This is a genomic window from Serratia sp. CY52157, from assembly GCF_052168495.1.
Taxonomy (GTDB): domain Bacteria; phylum Pseudomonadota; class Gammaproteobacteria; order Enterobacterales; family Enterobacteriaceae; genus Serratia; species Serratia ureilytica.
On sequence record NZ_JBJNMO010000009.1, the window covers coordinates 1 to 17,833 of the forward strand.

Below are 17,833 nucleotides of genomic sequence, written 5' to 3' on the forward strand. Positions count from 1 at the left end.
GCGGCGGGCAACCCGGTGTACGAAAGCGTTCTTAACAGCGGCACGGCGGGCGAGGCGCGGCAGGCGTTCCGTCAGCTGTCGGGGCAAATCCATGCGGATATCGCGTCGGCGCTGGTGAATGACAGCCGCTACCTGCGTGAGGCGCTGAACGGGCGTCTGCGTCAGGCGGAAGGGCTGGCGAGCTCGTCGGCCATCAAGGCGGACGAGGACGGCGCCTGGGCGCAGCTGCTGGGGGCGTGGGACCACGCGTCGGGCGACGCCAACGCCACCGGCTATCAGGCCTCGACCTACGGGGTACTGGTGGGGCTGGACTCGGCGGCGGCGGCCGACTGGCGGCTGGGGGTAGCGACCGGCTACACCCGCACCTCGCTGCACGGCGGCTACGGGTCGAAGGCGGACAGCGACAACTACCACCTGGCGGCGTACGGCGACAAGCAGTTCGGGGCGCTGGCGCTGCGTGGCGGGGCGGGCTACACCTGGCACCGCATCGACACCAAACGGTCGGTGAACTACGGGATGCAGTCGGACCGTGACACGGCGAAGTACAGCGCGCGCACCGAACAGCTGTTCGCGGAAGCGGGCTACAGCGTGCAGGGCGAGTGGCTGAACCTGGAGCCGTTCGTCAACCTGGCGTACGTGAACTTCGAAAACAACGGCATCGCGGAAAGCGGCGGCGCGGCGGCGCTGCGCGGCGACAAGCAGCACACGGATGCGACGGTGTCGACGCTGGGGCTGCGTGCGGACACCGCGTGGCAGGTGACCCCGGGCACGACGGTGGCGCTGCGTAGCGAGCTGGGATGGCAACACCAGTACGGCGGGCTGGAGCGCGGCACCGGGCTGCGGTTCAACGGCGGCAACGCGCCGTTCGTGGTGGACAGCGTGCCGGTGTCGCGTGACGGCATGGTGCTGAAGGCGGGGGCGGAAGTGGCGGTGAACGAAAACGCCTCGCTGTCGCTGGGCTACGGCGGGCTGCTGTCGCAGCACCATCAGGATAACAGCGTCAACGCCGGCTTCACCTGGCGCTTCTGACGTTCAGCGGTCATTACAACGACAACGGAGCCGGCATGCCGGCTCCGTTTTTATTTGCGGCGGTGGGGGGAGAACGTATGATGGCGCGGCGTCAGGACAATAAAAAACCGGGACCCTGACGGATCCCGGCTCAAAAGTGGGTAAAACAGATTAGCGCTAAAGGCTCAAGCCCCGTTTTGCTTATGCAGTCCGAGCGATGTGAGCATCGTCTCAGTAGCGGCAACGGAACAAATTTTCCCTGGTGTTACTATGGTTATTATTAAAAAACGTGCTGGTGTTGTTTTTTTATAGTGTATTGCTGTATGTCTCTTTTGATACCATGTTTGACGATGCAACATGGTATGTCAAGCAACGTTTTTAACGCATAATTGCATGGGATGCTAGTTTTAGATGTGGCTTTTTCAGCAGAAATAATCAAAACGACTGATAAATCAGTAAAAAAAATCGAAGGAACAAATGGATAACAATCACCAAAAATTCGATTCACAGTCGATTGCCAATCGGGTCAGAGAGCTGTTTTTACATTACGGGATTGGAAAACGTCAGCATGCCCGAGAGCTCAGCCGCATCTTGGATCTGAGTTTTTCACATGCGCACCGCAAATTGAAAGGGCAAAGCCCCTGGACGCTGGAACAGATCAACAGCGTCGCGGCCGCGCTCGGAGAAACGCCGGCGGCGATCGCCGATTTGAGTGCCGAACACGAGGCGGCCGAACCGAACATGGCGCGCGATGCCATCTTTTTTGTGGCAGGGGTCGCGATGCCTTGCGTCGGGCACATCGGCGACGAGCTTCCCGCCGGGCGGCCGGCGGAATTTGTGGCGCTGCGCATCGAGGGGCAATGGCATATCTATCGCGCCGATGAGGCGCCGGCAGGGCCGCGTTATGGCGTCGAGCTGATCGAAATCCGGCCCGGCTATGGCGACGACGAGCGTCTGAGCATTGCGGTATTGGACGATTCGCATCAGGCGGCCGATGAGTTGGCCAAGTATCTTGGCGGCTGCGGTTTCAACGCGGTGGCGTTTTACGACGTCGACAGCTTCTGTCAGGCGTTGCAGCAAAGCCTGTTCGACGGTTACGTGGTGGACTGGCTAATCGGTGAAGAAACGGCGGATCGCTGTATCGCCACCATCCGCGCCTCCGACAACCCGGACGCGCCGGTACTGGTGCTGACCGGTGAGCTGGGCACCGATCGACGCGAATCGGAAATCGCTCAGGCGATGCGCGAGTACGATGTGCTCGGCCCTTATGAAAAACCGGTGCGGCTCCATGTGATCGAAGCCGCACTGCAACGCTGTTTTAATCTTTAGCGGGGAACACCTCGGCCAGCGCGTTCGACAGCGCATCCAGCCGAACCGGCTTCATCAGGTAGTTGTCGAACAGCGCGCGCTGATCCGCCGTGAGCTGCTCCGGCGTGTAGGCGCTGATGCCGATGATCGGCACATGGCGGTTGGGGCCGCGACGATTGCGCAGCTGCCTGGCCAGGGCGGCGCCGTCGATGCCCGGCATCTGCAGATCCAGCAACAGCGCGTCGTAAGGGCGTCTGAGCAGTTTCTGCAGCGCGCGCTCCGGCGAGTCGCACAGTTCGTGCTGGTAACCCAGCTTATCCAGCAACGCCGCAAAGGCGTCACCCACCGACTTGTTGTCATCCACCACCAGCACCTGCTGCGGTTTCTGCTGCAGAGAGGCATTGGCGGCGGCGGGCTCGTCGGCGCGTTCTTCTTCACTGATCTGCACCGGAATGCTGACGATAAAGGTGCTGCCCTTCTTGATTTCGCTGTACACCGTGATGGTGCCGTCGAGCAGCGTCACCAGGCCGTGCACGATCGCCAACCCCATCCCCACGCCGGCATATTGCTTGGTATGCGACTGATCCAACTGGGTAAAGGGTTTGAAGATCTGATCGAGCTGGTCTTTTTCGATACCGATGCCGGTGTCGGTCACTTCGATAATCAACGAACTGCCGCCGGGTTGACGGCGCAGACAGCTGTGCAGCGTAATGCTGCCGCTTTCGGTGTATTTGTAGGCGTTGGTCAGCAGGTTGACGATAATCTGCCGGATGCGCAGCGGGTCGGAATGCACCAACAGGTGGCTGCACTCCACCTCGCAGCTCAGTTTGACCTGCTCTTTGCGGGTCAAAGTAGCGATTTCGTTGGCGGTCTCCGCGATCAGCTTCTGCGCGTCGAACGGCACGATGCGCAGCTCCATCATGCCGCTGTCGAGGTGCGCGTAGTCGGTCAGATCTTTCATTTGGCTTTCGATCTGCTGCGCGGCGGTCTCCAGCCGCTGGAAGGTGTCCGCATGCTCCGCCGATACCCGGGTATTCACCAGCACGTCGATGGCCGACATCACGCTCTGCAATGAGGTGCGCAGCTCGTGGCCGATGGCGCCGAGGAAGGCGTTTTTGGTGCGGGTCGCTTTCTCCGCCTCAATCGCCTTGGCCTGCTGGCGAATGGTCAGCCGCTGCTGACGGAACACGATCAGGGTGATGGCGATCAGCGCGATCACCGAGAACATGACAATCACCAGCCCATAGAAAATGATGTGCCGTTTCTCGATGTAGTCCTCATAGGCGGCGGTGCGCTGCTTCACCTCGGCGTGGTCGGTCAGGTTGGCCATTTCGATGGCGTAAGGCTTAATGGCCTTCATGGCCGCGAAAACCTGATTGAAGTCGATTTTCGGGTTATCCAGCAGTTTATCGATGCGATCCATCTGCAGGCGCATCTGCTTGACCACTTCCGGGTAGCCCGGCTCGGCGTACAGCGGTTGCGTGGATTCGGAGACGGTTTCCAGCACGTAAAAGCGCGAATAGAGGATTTCGAACCGCAGCCGCAGGTTGTCGTTGTCCACCTGCGGCGCGTGGCTCTGCTGCTCGACGAACGTGTCGAATTCCGCCAGCTTGATGGAGAACTTGGCGATCGACCAGGAGTAGTTCTCCTGCGTGCCGGCGATGGCATACAGCCCTTTCTTCGACAGGGTGGCGCTGTAGTAATAGAGCGTGACGGTCGAAGCCACCAGAAACAGCGCGGCGAAGATGGCCGGTATCGCCAGCCTGCTGCCGTTCTTAAAGGTCGTCAGCTTCATTTGATCACGATCCTGTCGACTTGCCAGATAAAGCGCGAGTTGTACAACGGCGAGTTCAGCTCAGGCCCGGCGGCGTCACGCGGGTAAACCAGGAACAGCGGGCCGAAGTTTCTGAGCTTCAGCATCTCCCCGTCCATCTTGTAGGCCAGGATCATGTTGTACTTCTTGACGTCGGACAACGGCACGTCGATGTAATAATCGTTCAGCGCGTAGAAGGTCAGCGTCTCGCCCTTGGCGCCGACGCGCTCCAGGATGTCGGCCACCGAAATCCCTTCAAACTTCCTCTGCGGCGTCCAGGAGGTGGAGGTCGTGATGCTGTGCACCGGCATCGCCAACAGCTGTTTATCGGTGAACAGATAGCTTTTGTTGACCGGATCGGTCACGTTGTCGATCTTGCCCGCCACTTCCAGGGTAAAGCTGAGCGCGCTGCTCTGGGCGATAATCAGGGCCACGCAGGCCATCGCAAGGGTTTTGCATAGTTTGAACAGCATCGGCGTTCTCCAGAGGCGCGGGGAGGTTTGTATCAGTCCCGCTAATTTATCAGGCAGAATAATGGCAGAAAAAGCAGGCGGGTGCGAAGGGAATAGTAAACCGCACAAAAAGAACAGGCCGGTATTTACCCCGGCCTGAGAGTGGGATAAACGTAGCGCTTAGCGCATGGTGACGAACTCTTCCGCCGCGGTCGGGTGGATAGCCACGGTGTTGTCGAAGTCCTTCTTGGTGGCGCCCATCTTCACCGCCACCGCGAAGCCCTGCAGGATCTCGTCCATGCCGAAGCCGATGCCGTGCAGGCCGACGATTTTCTCTTCTTTACCCGCGCACACCAGCTTCATGCGGCACGGCTGGCGGTGCTGCGTCACGGCGCTGTACATGGCGGTGAAGGAGGACTTGTACACCTTCACGTTGTCCGCGCCGAACTTCTCGATGGCTTCCGGCTCGGTCAGGCCGACGGTGCCGATCGGCGGGTGGCTGAACACCACGGTGGCGATGTTGCTGTAGTCCAGGTGCTCGTCCGGCTTGTTGTTGAACAGGCGCTCGGACAGGCGGCGGCCAGCGGCCACGGCGACCGGGGTCAGCTCTACGGCGCCGGTGTTGTCGCCCACCGCGTAGATGCCTTTGACGTTGGTGTTCTGGAACTTATCGACGTCGATGTAGCCTTTCTCATTGGTTTTCACCCCGGTCACGCCGAGGTTCAGGTTGTCGGTCGCCGGTTCGCGGCCGATGGCCCAAATCAGGCAGTCGACGGTGAATGCCTTGCCGTTTTCCAGCTGCAGCGTCAGGCTGCCGTCGGCGTTCTTGACGATTGCTTTCGGCACCGATTCGGTATGCAGGCTCGGCCCCTCGGTGTTCATCACTTCCACCAGGGTGTCGACGATCATCGGATCGAAGGTGCGCAGCGGCGCGTGCTTGCGCACGAACAGGTGCGTTTCCGCGCCCAGCGCGTTCAGCACGCCGGCGATCTCCACGGCGATATAGCCGGCGCCCACCACGGCGACGCGTTTCGGCATGGCGTCCAGCTCAAAGAAGCCGTCGGAGTCGATGCCGTATTCCGCGCCCGGAATAGCCGGATGGCTCGGGCGGCCGCCGGTGGCGATCAGGATGTGATCGGCGGTGATGGTTTCGCCGTTCACTTCCACGGTGTGCGCATCCACGAAGCGCGCGAACCCTTTGATCACGTCAACCTTGTTCTTGCCCAGCACGTTATCGTAGGAATTGTGGATGCGGTCGATATAGGCGGTGCGGTTGGCGACCAGCTTTTTCCAGTCGAAGGCGTTGACGGTGGTGTCGAAGCCGTAGTCCGGGCCGTACTGATGGATGGCCTCGGCGATCTGCGCCGCGTGCCACATGACTTTTTTCGGTACACAACCCACGTTTACACAGGTGCCGCCCAGCTCTTTGGCTTCAATCAGCGCACACTTTTGGCCGTACATGGCTGCCCGGTTGATCGATGCGATACCGCCGCTGCCGCCGCCAATTGCTAGATAATCGTAATGTTTCGTCATCTGGGATTTCCATGAGTTGTGAATTTGAAGAGGGTAAGAGTTTAACGCCTGACCGGGGTTTGTCGCAAAGATTGCGTCGATGGCTGCGATAGGCGGACGCAGGGCGCGGTAAACCGCGCCCTGCCGGGGATTATTCCGGTACCACCCAGTTGACCAGATGGTGGCCGATGCCCGACGGCACCAGCACCTTGTGCAGCCACGGCAGCACGTTTTTCATCTGCTGTTCCAGCTTCCACGGCGGGTTGATGACGATCATGCCGGAGGCGGTCATGCCGCGCTGATCGCTGTCGGGTTTCACCGCCAGCTCGATCTGCAGGATGCGGCGAATGCCGGTGGCTTCCAGATCGCGCAGCATGCGTTTGATCTGCTGGCGCATCACCACCGGATACCACAGCGCGTAGGTGCCGGTGGCGAAACGCTTGTAGCCTTCCTGAATGCCTTTGACCACGTCCTGGTAATCGGTTTTCATTTCATACGGCGGGTCCATCAGGATCAGGCCGCGGCGCGACGGTGGCGGCAGCTGGGATTTCAGCTGCTGATAGCCGTCGGCGCGCTGCACTTTGGCGCGCTCGTCTTTCTGGAACTCGCTGCGCAGCAGCGGGTAATCGCTCGGGTGCAGCTCGGTCAGGTGAATTTTATCCTGAGGGCGCAGCAGCTGGCGGGCGATCAGCGGCGAACCGGGGTAGTAGCGCAGCGTGCCGGAACGGTTGAAGTTGTGCACCACGCTCATGTAGGCCGCCAGCTCCTCGGGCAGATCGTCGCGTTGCCACAGCAAGCCGATGCCTTCCAGGTATTCGCCGGTGCGCTCGGCGTGTTCGCCGCTGAGCTGATAACGGCCCGCGCCCGAGTGGGTATCCAGATACAGGAACGGCTTCTCTTTTTCCTTCAGCGACTCGATGATCAGGCTCTGAACGGTGTGTTTGAGCACGTCGGCGTGGTTGCCGGCGTGGAAACTGTGGCGATAACTTAACATGACGGGTGGCGGTTCCTTGTGCTCCGCAGACGGAGCATTCAATGCAATAAGGCTTATAATCTGCACAGTATAAACTGTCTGGCCGGGAAAAACCGGACTCCGTTGCCGCAGACGTTAACAGAAAGGGACAGGACGATGAGCAAACAGGCGATTTTGGCGAATTACCCCGACGCGGCGCGCTGGGCGTTCGGCGACGGCCCCGCGTTAGCCGACGAACTGCTGGGGTTGGTGCTGAGCGGGGATAAAACCGCCACCTGCAGTTCCTATGCGAGCTATCGTCGGGAACAAACCCCGAGGATCGGCGATTACAGCATCGTTCTCGATGGCCGCGGCGAACCGGCCTGCGTGATCAGAACCCTGGCGCTGCGCCTGGTGCGCTACGACCAGGTGACCGCCGAGATGGCGGCCAAAGAGGGCGAAGGCGACAAAAGCCTGGCGTTTTGGCGCCAGGGGCATCAGGCATTCTTTACCCGCGAGGGGAGCTTTGCGCCGGACATGTGGCTGGTGTTCGAAGAGTTCGAACGGGTTGAAACGCTGTGAATCACAAGGAGAAAGGATGAGCTGCATTTTTTGCGACATCGTGGCGGGCAAGGCGCCGTGCCATAAAATCTGGGAAGACGACGACCATCTGGCGTTCCTGTCCATCTTTCCCAACACCGACGGCTTCAGCGTGGTGATCCCCAAGGCGCACCACCCGAGCTACGCGTTTGATCTGCCGGACGAGGTGCTGAGCGCGCTGATGCTGGCGACCAAGCGGGTAGCAAAGCAGCTGGATCGCGCGTTCGACGACGTCGGCCGCTGCGGCATGGTGTTCGAGGGCTACGGCGTCGACCATGTGCATGCCAAACTGATCCCGCTGCACGGCACCGCGTCGCTGGAGCAGTGGCGGCCGATCGAATCGACCTCGCCGAAGTTTTTCACGCGTTACGAAGGCTACATTTCCTCCCACGACGCCGCGCGCGCCGACGACGAACAGCTGGCGGCGCTGGCCGCCCGCATTCGCCAATGCGCCGTTTAAGGCACGAACGATCAACGCCGGGCATTGATTTTCCTGTTGCCCGGCTCCATGTTAGAGATTCATACGCATTTTAAGGCTCGCCCTCGCGGCGGGCCCCAACGCTAATCAGGACTGCCCTATGACAAATCCGTTGCTGACCCCGTTTTCCCTGCCGCCGTTCTCGGCGATCCGCCCTGAAGATATCGTGCCTGCGGTGCAATCCGCGCTGGCGGACTGCCGCGCCGCGGTAGAGCGCGTGGTCGCGCAGCCGGGGCCGTTCACCTGGGACAATCTGTGTCAGCCGTTGGCGGAGTCGGACGATCGCCTGTCGCGCATCTGGTCGCCGATCGGGCACCTGAACTCGGTGAAAAACAGCCCGGAGCTGCGCGCCGCCTATGAGCAGGCGCTGCCGCTGCTGTCCGAGTACGGCACCTGGGTCGGCCAGCACGAAGGGCTGTACCAGGCCTACCGCAGCCTGAAAGAGGGCGCGGCGTTCGAGACGCTGAGCGTGCCGCAGCGCAAGGCGGTGGATAACGCGCTGCGCGATTTCGAACTCTCGGGCATCGGCCTGTCGGCGGACAAACAGCAGCGCTACGGCGAGATCGTCGCGCGCCTGTCCGAACTGGGCTCTACCTACAGCAACAACGTGCTCGACGCCACCATGGGCTGGAGCAAACTGATTACCGACGAAGCCGAGCTGAGCGGCCTGCCGGAAAGCGCCCTGGCGCAGGCCCAGGCGATGGCGCAGGCCAAAGAGCAGGACGGCTGGCTGCTGACGCTGGACATGCCGAGCTACCTGCCGGTGCTGACCTACGCCGACAACCGCGCGTTGCGTGAAGAGATGTACCGCGCCTTCGCCACCCGCGCCTCCGATCAGGGGCCGAACGCCGGCAAATGGGACAACAGCGAAGTGATGGCGGAAACGCTGGCGCTGCGCCATGAGCTGGCTCAGCTGCTGGGCTTTGACACCTACGCCGACAAGTCGCTGGCGACCAAGATGGCGGAAAGCCCGGAGCAGGTGATCGGCTTCCTGAGCGATCTGGCCAAGCGCGCCCGCCCGCAGGCCGAGCAGGAGCTGGCGCAGCTGCGCGCCTTCGCCAAACAGCACTATGGCGTGGACGAGCTCGACGCCTGGGACATCACCTATTACGGCGAAAAACAGAAGCAGCACCTGTTCTCCATCAGCGACGAGCAGCTGCGCCCGTACTTCCCGGAACAGCGGGTGGTGGAAGGGCTGTTCGAGGTGGTGAAACGCATCTACGGCATCACCGCCAAAGAGCGTAAAGACGTGGATACCTGGCATCCGGACGTGCGCTTCTTCGATCTGTTCGACGCCGACGGCGAGCTGCGCGGCAGCTTCTACCTCGATCTGTACGCCCGCGAAAACAAACGCGGCGGCGCCTGGATGGACGACTGCGTCGGCAGCCTGCGCAAGGCCGACGGCTCGCTGCAAAAACCGGTCGCTTACCTGACCTGTAACTTCAACCGCCCGCTGGGCGACCAGCCGGCGCTGTTCACCCATAACGAAGTGACTACGCTGTTCCACGAGTTCGGCCACGGTCTGCACCACATGCTGACGCAGATCGATACCGCCGGCGTCTCCGGCATCAACGGGGTGCCGTGGGATGCGGTCGAGCTGCCGAGCCAGTTTATGGAAAACTGGTGCTGGGAGCCGGAAGCGCTGGCGTTTATCTCCGGCCACTACCAGAGCGGCGAGCCGCTGCCGAAGGCCATGCTCGACAAGCTGCTGGCGGCCAAGAATTACCAGGCGGCGCTGTTCATTCTGCGCCAGCTGGAGTTCGGTCTGTTCGATTTCCGCATGCACTTCGAATACAGCCCGGAGAAAGGGGCGCAGATCCTGCCGACGCTGGCGGAAGTGAAGAAAATGGTGGCGGTGGTGCCTTCGCCGAGCTGGGGCCGCTTCCCGCACGCCTTCAGCCACATCTTCGCCGGCGGCTACGCGGCGGGTTACTACAGCTACCTGTGGGCGGAAGTGCTGTCGGCCGACGCCTACTCGCGCTTCGAAGAAGAGGGGATTTTCAACGCCGAGACCGGCAAATCCTTCCTCGACAACATCCTGTCGCGCGGCGGTTCGGAAGAGCCGATGGCGCTGTTCAAACGCTTCCGTGGCCGCGAGCCGCAGCTGGATGCTATGCTGCGTCATTACGGCATTAAAGGATAACCCGACACGTGAGCGTGTGTTTATTGTGTGAAGCAGGCGCCGATCCCGGCGCCTTGTCTGTTTTGGCGCAGCGCTGGCGGCTGACGTCCGACGACGATGCGCCGATGGCGCTGGTACTGACCCCGCAGCGGCTGGAGCTGCGCAAGCGCGACGAGCCGAAGCTCGGCGGGATCTACGTCGATTTCGTCTCCGGCGCCATGGCGCACCGGCGCCGTTTCGGCGGCGGCCGCGGCGAGGCGGTGGCCAAGGCGGTCGGCATCAAGGGCAGCTACCTGCCGGACGTGGTGGACGCCACCGCCGGGCTGGGGCGCGACGCCTTCGTGCTGGCGGCGCTGGGCTGCCGGGTGCGGATGCTGGAGCGCAATCCGGTGGTGGCGGCGTTGCTGGACGATGGCCTGCAGCGCGGCTATCAGGATGCGGAAATCGGCCCGTGGCTGCGCGATCGTCTGACGCTGCTGCACGCCTCCAGCCTGACGGCGTTGGCGGATCTCAGCCCGCGCCCGGAGGTGGTGTATCTCGATCCGATGTTCCCGCACAAGCAGAAAAGCGCGCTGGTGAAGAAAGAGATGCGGGTGTTCCAATCGCTGGTGGGCAGCGACGATGACGCCGACGGCCTGCTGGAACCGGCGCGCCGTTTGGCGACCAAGCGCGTGGTGGTGAAACGCCCGGACTACGCGCCGCCGCTGGCCGACGTGCCGGCGCACGCCGCCACGCTGACCAAAAGCCACCGTTTCGATATCTACATGCCGCTGTAATGTCAGCCGGGCCCGCCTTGTCGGGCCCTCAGTTTTCCTCCCGCAAACTTTTCCCCACGCCGCCGCCCGGATGCACCGCCAGCAAGGCGGCCTTGTCATAGCCGCTGCGCGTCATCAGGCAGGCGCAGGCGGCGTCGAAGATCGCCAACACCAGCACAATCGAGGTGGTGGCCAGCATGTTCAGCGGATCTATCTCCTTTTGCACCCCGGTGGCGATCGTCAGCTGCGCCGCCTGCGCGATGGCGGAGTGCGGGTTTTCCGTCACCGCGATCAGCGTCACTCCCTTGGCCTGCAGCGTCGGCAGCAGGCGGGTCAGCTCGTCGGAATTGCCGCCGCGCGAGATCAGGATCAGCAGATCGTCGGCGCGCAGGAAGCCCAGATCGCCGTGCGCCGCGCCGGTGGCGTCGAGATAGACCGCCGGCCGCTCCACGCAGGCCAGCATATGGGCTATCTTGCGCGCCGCAATCCCCGAGGTGCCGACGCCGGTGACGGCGATTTTACCGCGGCAGTCGGCCAGCAGCGCCAGCAGCCGTTGCCAGGTGCGCGCATCGAGGCGTTCGCCCAGCTGCGCCAGCTCCTGGCTGTAGGTTTGCCAGCCCTGCACGGCCTGCCGCCACTCTTGCTGCATCACGCCTCCTCCTGCATCAACCGGCGGTATTTCATGTGGTCGTTGTACAGCTCGTGGAACACCCGGTATTTGCGATCGTAGTAGCTTTTTATCTGGTTGGTCTGCGGCGTCACCGTCTTGCCGATGCGGCTCATGGCGCTCATCGCCTCCGGCAAGGTGTCGAACACGCCGGCCGCCACGGTGCCCATCATCGCGCCGCCCAGCAGCATCGCTTCGCTCTCCTCCGGCAGCAGCATGGCGCAACCGGTGGCGTTGGCGTGCTCCTGCACGAAGATCGGGTTCTTGGTGCCGCCGCCGCTGGCCATGATGGTGTCGATGCTGTAGCCGCTGTGGTTCATGGTTTCGATGATGTGGCGGGTGCCGAGCGCGATGGCCTGAATGGTGGCCAGGTAGTGCAGCGCCATGTCCTCCGGCGTGCGCGACAGCTTCAGCCCGGTCAGGATGCCGGTCAGCGTCGGGTTGGCGCGCGGCGAGCGGTTGCCGTGGAAGTACGGCAGCATGTGAATGTCCTGCGTCAGGAAGGCGATGTTCTCCGGCTCGCCGGCCATGCGGCGCAGAATGGCGTTCAGCACCTCATAGATGGTCTGGCCCTGAGTTTTCGCCTGCGCCAGCAGCTCCTGATAGCACGGGTGCGACTGGATGACGTGGTCGATCAGCGCGCCGGTGGCGGACTGGCCGCCTTCGTTCAACCAGTATTCCGGCAGGATCGCCGAGTAATACGGCCCCCAGACGCCGCCGATAAAGCGCGCGGTGCGCGACATCGCCATATGGCCGGTGGAGGTGCCGCCGATCAGCGCGACGCGGCGGTTGAAGTCGGCCACCTCGCCGGAGACGCCGGTGGCGCCCAGCGTGCCGAGGGTGCCGGCGTGGGCGTCGATGATTGACACGCTCACCGCCGTGCCGGCGATCAGCCCCATCTCGCTGGCGGCGCGCTGAGTCAGGCCGTGGCCCAGCGGCTCGCCCATCATTTTAACGTCGCTGCCGATCTTGGCCGCGTCGTGTTCCAGCACGTCTTCCAGCCCGATCTGCTGGAAGTAGCTCTTGTCCCAACGCTGCTCGTGGCCGAGATAGGTCCACTTGCACACCGTCGAGCACAGCGAGCGGGTGGCGTCCTGGGTGGCGCGCCAGGTGAGGAAGTCCGGCAGATCGAACAGGTAACCGGCGTTGGCCCAGGTGGTGGGCATGTGTTGCTTCAGCCACAGCAGTTTCGGCGTCTGCATCTCCGGCGAAATGATGCCGCCGACGAAGTCCAGCACCCGGTGTTTGGTGGCGTTGATGCGCTCGGCCTGGGCGATCGCCCGGTGATCCATCCACACGATGATGTTCTGCTCGGTGCGGCCGGAGGGGCTGACGGTCAGCGGCTTGCCCTCTTTATCCAGCACCACCAGCGAACAGGTGGCGTCGAAGCCCAACCCCTTGACCTGGATCGGGTTGATGTCGGCCTGGTTGACCGCGTCGCGCACCGCATTGCACACCGCCTGCCAGATGTTATCCGACGACTGCTCGACGAAATCCGCCTTCGGCCGGTACAGATCGATGGCCCGGCTGGCCTGGCCGACCATGCGGCCATTGAGATCGAATACGCCTGCGCGCGCGCTTCCGGTGCCCACATCTACGCCAATAAAATAGCTCGCCATTATTTTCTCCTCAGGCTTTTCGATTCTGTAACGCGATAAACAGGATCAGCACGCCGCCCCACAGGGCCATGGTCAGGTAGCTGCTGACCCCCAGCAGATTGAGGCCGCTTTCCAACATTTGCAGTACGATCAGCGCCAGTACCAGCCCCAGAATACGGCCGAAACCGCCGTCCGGGTTAATGCCGCCCAGCACCGAGGCCAGAATGGTCACCAGTAGATAAGATTCGCCGTAGCCGGCCTTGGCCGAGTTGAACTTGGCCATCATCAGCAGGGCGGCGCCCCAGCCGAGCAGCGCCGACAGGATGTACACCGCGATCTGCACCCGCGCGGTGTTCACGCCGCTGAAGCGGGTGGCCTGCTCGTTGGAGCCGATCAGGTACAGGCTGCGCCCCAGCGTGGTGTGCTCCAGCAGCAGCCACAGACCCACCGCCACCAGCAGGAACAGGATCAGCGCCACCGGCACGCCGAGCACGGCGCCGTTGCCGAGAAATTGAATCGCCGCCGGGAAGCCGGAGATCACCGCGCCGTTGGACAGCAGAATATTCAGGCCGGTGATCAGGGTCATGGTGCCGAGCGAGGCGAGGATCGGTGAAACGCCGATCCAGGCCACCAGCGCGCCGTTGAGCGCGCCGATCGCCACCGCCACCAGCAGGCCGGCCAACAGCGCCAGCGCCAGGAACAGCGGCTGGTCGGGATGGCTGACGATGATCGCCGCCATCACCAGCGAACAGGCGTTGGCGCCGGCGATGATCGACAGGTTGATGCCGCCGGTCAGCATGGTGATGCCCATGCCGAGCGCCAGCAGGCCGAGGATCGGCAGCTGCGAGGCGATCGACTGGAAGTTGCCGAGGCTGAAGAAGCGCGATCCGAGCAGCCCGGCGAACAGCAGCGCCACCGCGATGATGATCGCGCCCTGCAGGCGAATGATCCGATCGTTTGGGATCAACCGAGTTAACTGCGTCATGTCAGATCTCCTTGAGCAGCTTGCGTTTTTCGTTCCAGGCGGTGGTGCTGATGCTGATCAAAATGATCGCGCCGCTGAATACCTGGTGCCAATAGGCCGAGACGCTGAGCAGCGTCAGCCCGTTTTGCAGGAAGGCCAGCAGCACCACGCCGAGCAGGGTGCCGGTCAACGATCCGCGGCCGCCGCTCATGCTGGTGCCGCCCAGCACCACCGCCGCCAATACCGTCAGTTCGAAGCCGAGCAGCGAGTTGGGCGCCACCGACTGGGTGATCTGCGCCTGCACCACCGCCGCGACGCCGGCCAGAATGCCCATATAGCCGTAGACGCAGAAGTGCAGCCGCAGCAGGTTCAACCCCAGGCGCGACGCCGCGTCGCGGTTGCCGCCCATGGCGTAGATCTGGCGCCCCAGCCGGGTGCGGTTCATCAGCACGCCGGTGACGACGATGGTTGCCAGCAGGCACAGCAGCGGCAGCGTCAGGCCGTAGTCGTAACCGTCGGCGCCCTGGAACGAGAACCAGTTGATGCCGTTCATGAACCAGTCCGGGAAGCCGTACAGCCAGGTGCCGTTGGTGGCGTATACCAGCAGGCCGTAGAACAGGTTAAGGGTAGCGATGGTGATGATGATCGCCGGCACTTTCAGCCAGTACACCAGGAAACCGTTCACCAGCCCGAGCAGCAGGCCGACGCCAATCGCCAGGGCGAACGCCAGCGGGAAGCTGCCGCCGTGCTGGATCACCCAACTGGCCATCACATACTGTGCGATGGCGGTGACCGCCGGGAACGAAATGTCGATGCCGCCGGCGATCAGCACCACGAACAGCCCGCAGGCCAGGATGCCGAGAATGGCGTAGCTGGTGGCGACGTCGGTCAGGTTGCCGAGCGTCAGAAACTCATCGGTGCCGGCGCTCAGGCCGATCGCCAGCAGCAGCACCAGCAGGCCGAGATAAAACTCGTGCCGCCCGGCCAGGCGGGCCAATAATGACTTATCCATTCACCACCTCGGCGATCTGTTGTTCGGTACTCTGGTGCGGCGCGAATTCGGCGATCAGCTCGCCTTTGCGCATCACCATCACCCGATGGCTGTTGTAATAGGCTTCCGGGATCTCGTCGCAGATCATCAGCACCGCCATGCCCAGCTGCGCCAGATCGCGGGCGATCTGATAGATCCCCTCTTTGTTGGCGATGTCGACGCCGACGGTGGGCGAGTCGAGGATCAGGATCTTCGGCTGGGTCGCGACCCATTTGGCGATGGCGATGCGCTGGGCGTTGCCGCCGGACAGGGTTTTCACCGGCAATGCGCTGTCGGACACCTTGATGTTCAAATCGCGGATCAGCCGGTTGACCAGCTCGGTCGCCTTGGCGTGATCCAGCAGCCCGAGCGAGGTATGCAGCCGATCGAAGACGGTGACGATGGTGTTGTCGTAGATCGATTGCTCCATGATCAATCCCTGCGTCAGACGATCTTCCGACACGTAGCCGATGCCGTGGCGCACCGCTTCGCGGTTGTTGTGCAGCTGCACCGGCCGGCCCTCGATGCGGATCTCGCCGCTGTCCGGCCGCGTCATGCCGAACAGGCTGAGGCACAGTTCGGTGCGGCCGGCGCCGAGCAGGCCGACGATCGAGACGATCTCGCCGCCGCGCAGCGCCAGATTGACGTTGCGGTATTTCTCGCCGCGGCTGAGGTTGCGCACCTCGAGCAGCGGCGCCTGTTCGGCCGGCGGCAGCGGGGGCAGCGGGCTGTAATGAAAGCGTTGGCCGGTCATCAGGAACGCCAGTTCATGGCTGTCCAGTTCGCTGGCCGGCCAGGTGCCCACCAGCTTGCCGTCGCGCATCACGCTGATGCGATCGGCGACTTCCATCACTTCATCCAATCGGTGGCTGACGAACACCACGCAGATGCCGGCCGCCTTCAGTTCGTTGACCACCCGCAGCAGGCCGTCGACCTCCTGGCGGGTCAGCGAGGCGGTCGGTTCGTCCATGATAACCAAGCGCGCTTCGGCGGCGATGGCGCGGCAAATCGCCACCAGCTGCCGATCGGCGATCGACAGTTTTTCTACTTTTTTATCGGGATCGATGTGTACGCCGACCCGCGCCATGGCGTCCAGCGCCGTCTGGCGCATCACCCGCTTGTGCACCCAGAAGTGGCCGCCGGGCAGGTAACGGTGGATGGCGATGTTTTCCGCCACCGTCAGGTTAGGGAACAGCGACAGGTCCTGGTAGATCACCTGTATGCCGTAATAACCGGACAGCTGCGGCGTCAGGGCGTGGAAGAGTTTGCCTTCCAGCGAAATATTGGCGCCTTTTTCCGGCTGATAGACGCCGGAGATGATTTTAATGATGGTGCTTTTGCCGCAGCCGTTTTGTCCGGCCAGGCAGTGCACTTCGCCTTTATTCAGCGTCAGGTTGATCTGGTCTAATGCCAGCACGCCTGGGAATCGCTTGCTGATATTCTCCAGGGTGATAAATGCGGGGGAGGCTGTCATAACGTTAACCTGTGCTTGCGTAGCGGCCGAAGCCCTGGGCGCAGCAACGCTGCGCCCCTACGAGGGTTTAACTACTTTCCCGGTGTGGCGAAATTACGCGAAAAATCAGAATCCGAGCGATTGGGCGTTGTCTTTGGTCACTTCCAAAATCTTATTAAACCGAATCACTTTGTGTTCCATATCGACGTCGGCTTTGCCGAGGCCCTCGATCGACAGGTCCTTATTCACTTCTTTGCCCTGCAGCAGCTGGTCGGCCACCGTCACCAGCGCATAACCGGCGTCTTTCGGATCCCACAGCAGCGCTTTCTTGATGTCGCCGCGCATCAGGTAAGGAGCGGCCTGCGCCGGCATGGCGATGCCCACCACCGCGATTTTGTCCTTGGCGCGTTTCTTGGCCACCGCCTGGCCGGCGCCGATTGGGCCGAGCGAACCGAAGCCGATGATGCCCTTCATCTGCGGATAGGTTTTCATCAGATCCAGCGTGGTGGCGTAGGATTTGTCGATGCTTTCCGCCACCGGCAAGCGCGAGGTGACTTCAAACATGTCCGGGTATTTTTCTTTCTGGTATTTGATGGCGGAATCGGCCCAGGCGTTGTGCAACGGCACAGTCAGCGAGCCGACGTAGATCGCGTAGCCGCCTTTGCCGCCCATGTCTTTCGCCAGCTCATCGACGTTGGCCTGCGCGTATTTCTCGCTGTCGATGGTCTCGATGTCCCACTGGCCGATCTGCTGGTCCGGGGATTCATGGGTCAGCACCACGATGCCTTTGTCGCGCGCTTTTTTCAGCACCGGCTCCAGCACCTTGGCGTCGTTCGGCACCACGATGATGGCGTTGACGTTCTTGGCGATCAGATCCTCAATCACCTTGACCTGCGCAGCCGGATCCGGCGTAGACGGGCCGGTCTGGTAAGCGTTGACGTCGAGTTTTTTCGCCGCTTCGTTGACGCCCACTTCCATGCGGTTGAACCACGGAATGCCGGTCACTTTGGCGACCACGGCAATCTCATATTTATCAGCGGCGAACACAGGTGTTGTCGATAACATGCACGCAGAAACCACACATGCATTTAATAATGCGAGGTTAAATTTCATTAGCTGTA

16 protein-coding genes are annotated in these 17,833 nt (G+C 62.3%); 6 read left to right on the forward strand and 10 right to left on the reverse strand.

The window, feature by feature from the left end:
• Positions 1-1,029, forward strand: a 1,029-nt coding sequence (locus ACJ8IP_RS22215) for an autotransporter outer membrane beta-barrel domain-containing protein (protein ID WP_442524526.1), incomplete at its 5' end; no start/stop codon positions are given.
• A gap of 456 nt (positions 1,030-1,485) precedes the next feature.
• Entirely contained in the window at positions 1,486-2,337 is an 852-nt protein-coding gene (locus tag ACJ8IP_RS22220) for a helix-turn-helix domain-containing protein (RefSeq protein ID WP_033645361.1), read from the forward strand.
• Here ACJ8IP_RS22220 and ACJ8IP_RS22225 read toward each other — a convergent pair.
• From ACJ8IP_RS22225 to ACJ8IP_RS22240, 4 genes are all read right to left on the reverse strand, one after another.
• Positions 2,327-4,111: an ATP-binding response regulator gene (locus tag ACJ8IP_RS22225; protein ID WP_033651793.1), complete on the reverse strand. Its 1,785-nt coding sequence runs from the start codon at positions 4,109-4,111 to the stop codon at positions 2,327-2,329. The genes ACJ8IP_RS22220 and ACJ8IP_RS22225 overlap by 11 nt on opposite strands.
• The gene (locus tag ACJ8IP_RS22230) at positions 4,108-4,602 is read right to left on the reverse strand and encodes a molybdopterin-dependent oxidoreductase (RefSeq protein ID WP_049202894.1); all 495 of its coding nucleotides are present in this window, start codon (positions 4,600-4,602) and stop codon (positions 4,108-4,110) included. Before ACJ8IP_RS22230 ends, ACJ8IP_RS22225 begins: the two co-directional genes overlap by 4 nt.
• A gap of 159 nt (positions 4,603-4,761) precedes the next feature.
• A complete protein-coding gene (gene gorA / locus ACJ8IP_RS22235; protein WP_033645358.1) occupies positions 4,762-6,114 on the reverse strand; it encodes a glutathione-disulfide reductase in 1,353 nt (450 codons plus the stop codon).
• A gap of 130 nt (positions 6,115-6,244) precedes the next feature.
• Positions 6,245-7,087 carry a 23S rRNA (adenine(2030)-N(6))-methyltransferase RlmJ gene (locus ACJ8IP_RS22240; RefSeq protein WP_033636386.1) on the reverse strand — a complete coding sequence of 281 codons (843 nt, stop codon included), beginning with the start codon at positions 7,085-7,087 and terminating at the stop codon, positions 6,245-6,247.
• 135 nt (positions 7,088-7,222) lie between these two features.
• Between ACJ8IP_RS22240 and ACJ8IP_RS22245 the strand changes: the two genes are divergently transcribed.
• From ACJ8IP_RS22245 to rsmJ, 4 genes are all read left to right on the forward strand, one after another.
• Positions 7,223-7,627: an ASCH domain-containing protein gene (locus ACJ8IP_RS22245; RefSeq protein ID WP_060660146.1), complete on the forward strand. Its 405-nt coding sequence runs from the start codon at positions 7,223-7,225 to the stop codon at positions 7,625-7,627.
• Between the two features lie 16 nt (positions 7,628-7,643).
• Positions 7,644-8,105, forward strand: a complete 462-nt coding sequence (locus tag ACJ8IP_RS22250; protein ID WP_033651785.1) for an HIT family protein — start codon at positions 7,644-7,646, stop codon at positions 8,103-8,105.
• A 118-nt stretch (positions 8,106-8,223) separates the two neighbouring features.
• Positions 8,224-10,266: an oligopeptidase A gene (gene prlC, locus ACJ8IP_RS22255; protein WP_182074743.1), complete on the forward strand. Its 2,043-nt coding sequence runs from the start codon at positions 8,224-8,226 to the stop codon at positions 10,264-10,266.
• Between the two features lie 8 nt (positions 10,267-10,274).
• Entirely contained in the window at positions 10,275-11,021 is a 747-nt protein-coding gene (rsmJ, locus tag ACJ8IP_RS22260) for a 16S rRNA (guanine(1516)-N(2))-methyltransferase RsmJ (RefSeq protein ID WP_033645355.1), read from the forward strand.
• Positions 11,022-11,049: 28 nt separating this feature from the next.
• On the opposite strand, the gene ACJ8IP_RS22265 is transcribed toward rsmJ, so the two are convergent.
• The 6 genes from ACJ8IP_RS22265 to ACJ8IP_RS22290 form a co-directional block, all read right to left on the reverse strand.
• Positions 11,050-11,649 (reverse strand): KpsF/GutQ family sugar-phosphate isomerase, encoded by a 600-nt coding sequence (locus ACJ8IP_RS22265; RefSeq protein ID WP_069100177.1) that lies wholly within the window; start codon positions 11,647-11,649, stop codon positions 11,050-11,052.
• Positions 11,649-13,286, reverse strand: coding sequence for an FGGY-family carbohydrate kinase (locus tag ACJ8IP_RS22270; protein WP_004931001.1), 1,638 nt, complete (start codon positions 13,284-13,286; stop codon positions 11,649-11,651). Before ACJ8IP_RS22270 ends, ACJ8IP_RS22265 begins: the two co-directional genes overlap by 1 nt.
• Positions 13,287-13,296: 10 nt before the next feature.
• On the reverse strand, positions 13,297-14,250 hold the full coding sequence (locus ACJ8IP_RS22275) for an ABC transporter permease (RefSeq protein ID WP_016930441.1): 954 nt from the start codon (positions 14,248-14,250) through the stop codon (positions 13,297-13,299).
• 1 nt (position 14,251) lies between these two features.
• Complete coding sequence (locus tag ACJ8IP_RS22280) at positions 14,252-15,241, reverse strand: ABC transporter permease (protein WP_015379367.1); 990 nt, start codon at positions 15,239-15,241, stop codon at positions 14,252-14,254.
• Positions 15,234-16,733, reverse strand: coding sequence for a sugar ABC transporter ATP-binding protein (locus tag ACJ8IP_RS22285; RefSeq protein WP_442524527.1), 1,500 nt, complete (start codon positions 16,731-16,733; stop codon positions 15,234-15,236). The genes ACJ8IP_RS22280 and ACJ8IP_RS22285 overlap by 8 nt, the downstream gene beginning before the upstream one ends.
• Positions 16,734-16,838: 105 nt before the next feature.
• Positions 16,839-17,825, reverse strand: a complete 987-nt coding sequence (locus ACJ8IP_RS22290; RefSeq protein WP_033636379.1) for an autoinducer 2 ABC transporter substrate-binding protein — start codon at positions 17,823-17,825, stop codon at positions 16,839-16,841.
• Between the last annotated feature and the right edge of the window lie 8 nt (positions 17,826-17,833).

What these genes read in the sequence shown, in the direction of transcription:
- ACJ8IP_RS22220 (WP_033645361.1), top strand. Translation starts at nt 1,486, where the DNA reads ATGGATAACAATCACCAAAAATTCGATTCACAGTCGATTGCCAATCGG.
- ACJ8IP_RS22225 (WP_033651793.1), bottom strand. Translation starts at nt 4,111, where the DNA reads ATGAAGCTGACGACCTTTAAGAACGGCAGCAGGCTGGCGATACCGGCC.
- ACJ8IP_RS22230 (WP_049202894.1), bottom strand. Translation starts at nt 4,602, where the DNA reads ATGCTGTTCAAACTATGCAAAACCCTTGCGATGGCCTGCGTGGCCCTG.
- gorA (WP_033645358.1), bottom strand. Translation starts at nt 6,114, where the DNA reads ATGACGAAACATTACGATTATCTAGCAATTGGCGGCGGCAGCGGCGGT.
- ACJ8IP_RS22240 (WP_033636386.1), bottom strand. Translation starts at nt 7,087, where the DNA reads ATGTTAAGTTATCGCCACAGTTTCCACGCCGGCAACCACGCCGACGTG.
- ACJ8IP_RS22245 (WP_060660146.1), top strand. Translation starts at nt 7,223, where the DNA reads ATGAGCAAACAGGCGATTTTGGCGAATTACCCCGACGCGGCGCGCTGG.
- ACJ8IP_RS22250 (WP_033651785.1), top strand. Translation starts at nt 7,644, where the DNA reads ATGAGCTGCATTTTTTGCGACATCGTGGCGGGCAAGGCGCCGTGCCAT.
- prlC (WP_182074743.1), top strand. Translation starts at nt 8,224, where the DNA reads ATGACAAATCCGTTGCTGACCCCGTTTTCCCTGCCGCCGTTCTCGGCG.
- ACJ8IP_RS22265 (WP_069100177.1), bottom strand. Translation starts at nt 11,649, where the DNA reads ATGCAGCAAGAGTGGCGGCAGGCCGTGCAGGGCTGGCAAACCTACAGC.
- ACJ8IP_RS22270 (WP_004931001.1), bottom strand. Translation starts at nt 13,286, where the DNA reads ATGGCGAGCTATTTTATTGGCGTAGATGTGGGCACCGGAAGCGCGCGC.
- ACJ8IP_RS22275 (WP_016930441.1), bottom strand. Translation starts at nt 14,250, where the DNA reads ATGACGCAGTTAACTCGGTTGATCCCAAACGATCGGATCATTCGCCTG.
- ACJ8IP_RS22280 (WP_015379367.1), bottom strand. Translation starts at nt 15,241, where the DNA reads ATGGATAAGTCATTATTGGCCCGCCTGGCCGGGCGGCACGAGTTTTAT.
- ACJ8IP_RS22285 (WP_442524527.1), bottom strand. Translation starts at nt 16,733, where the DNA reads ATGACAGCCTCCCCCGCATTTATCACCCTGGAGAATATCAGCAAGCGA.
- ACJ8IP_RS22290 (WP_033636379.1), bottom strand. Translation starts at nt 17,825, where the DNA reads ATGAAATTTAACCTCGCATTATTAAATGCATGTGTGGTTTCTGCGTGC.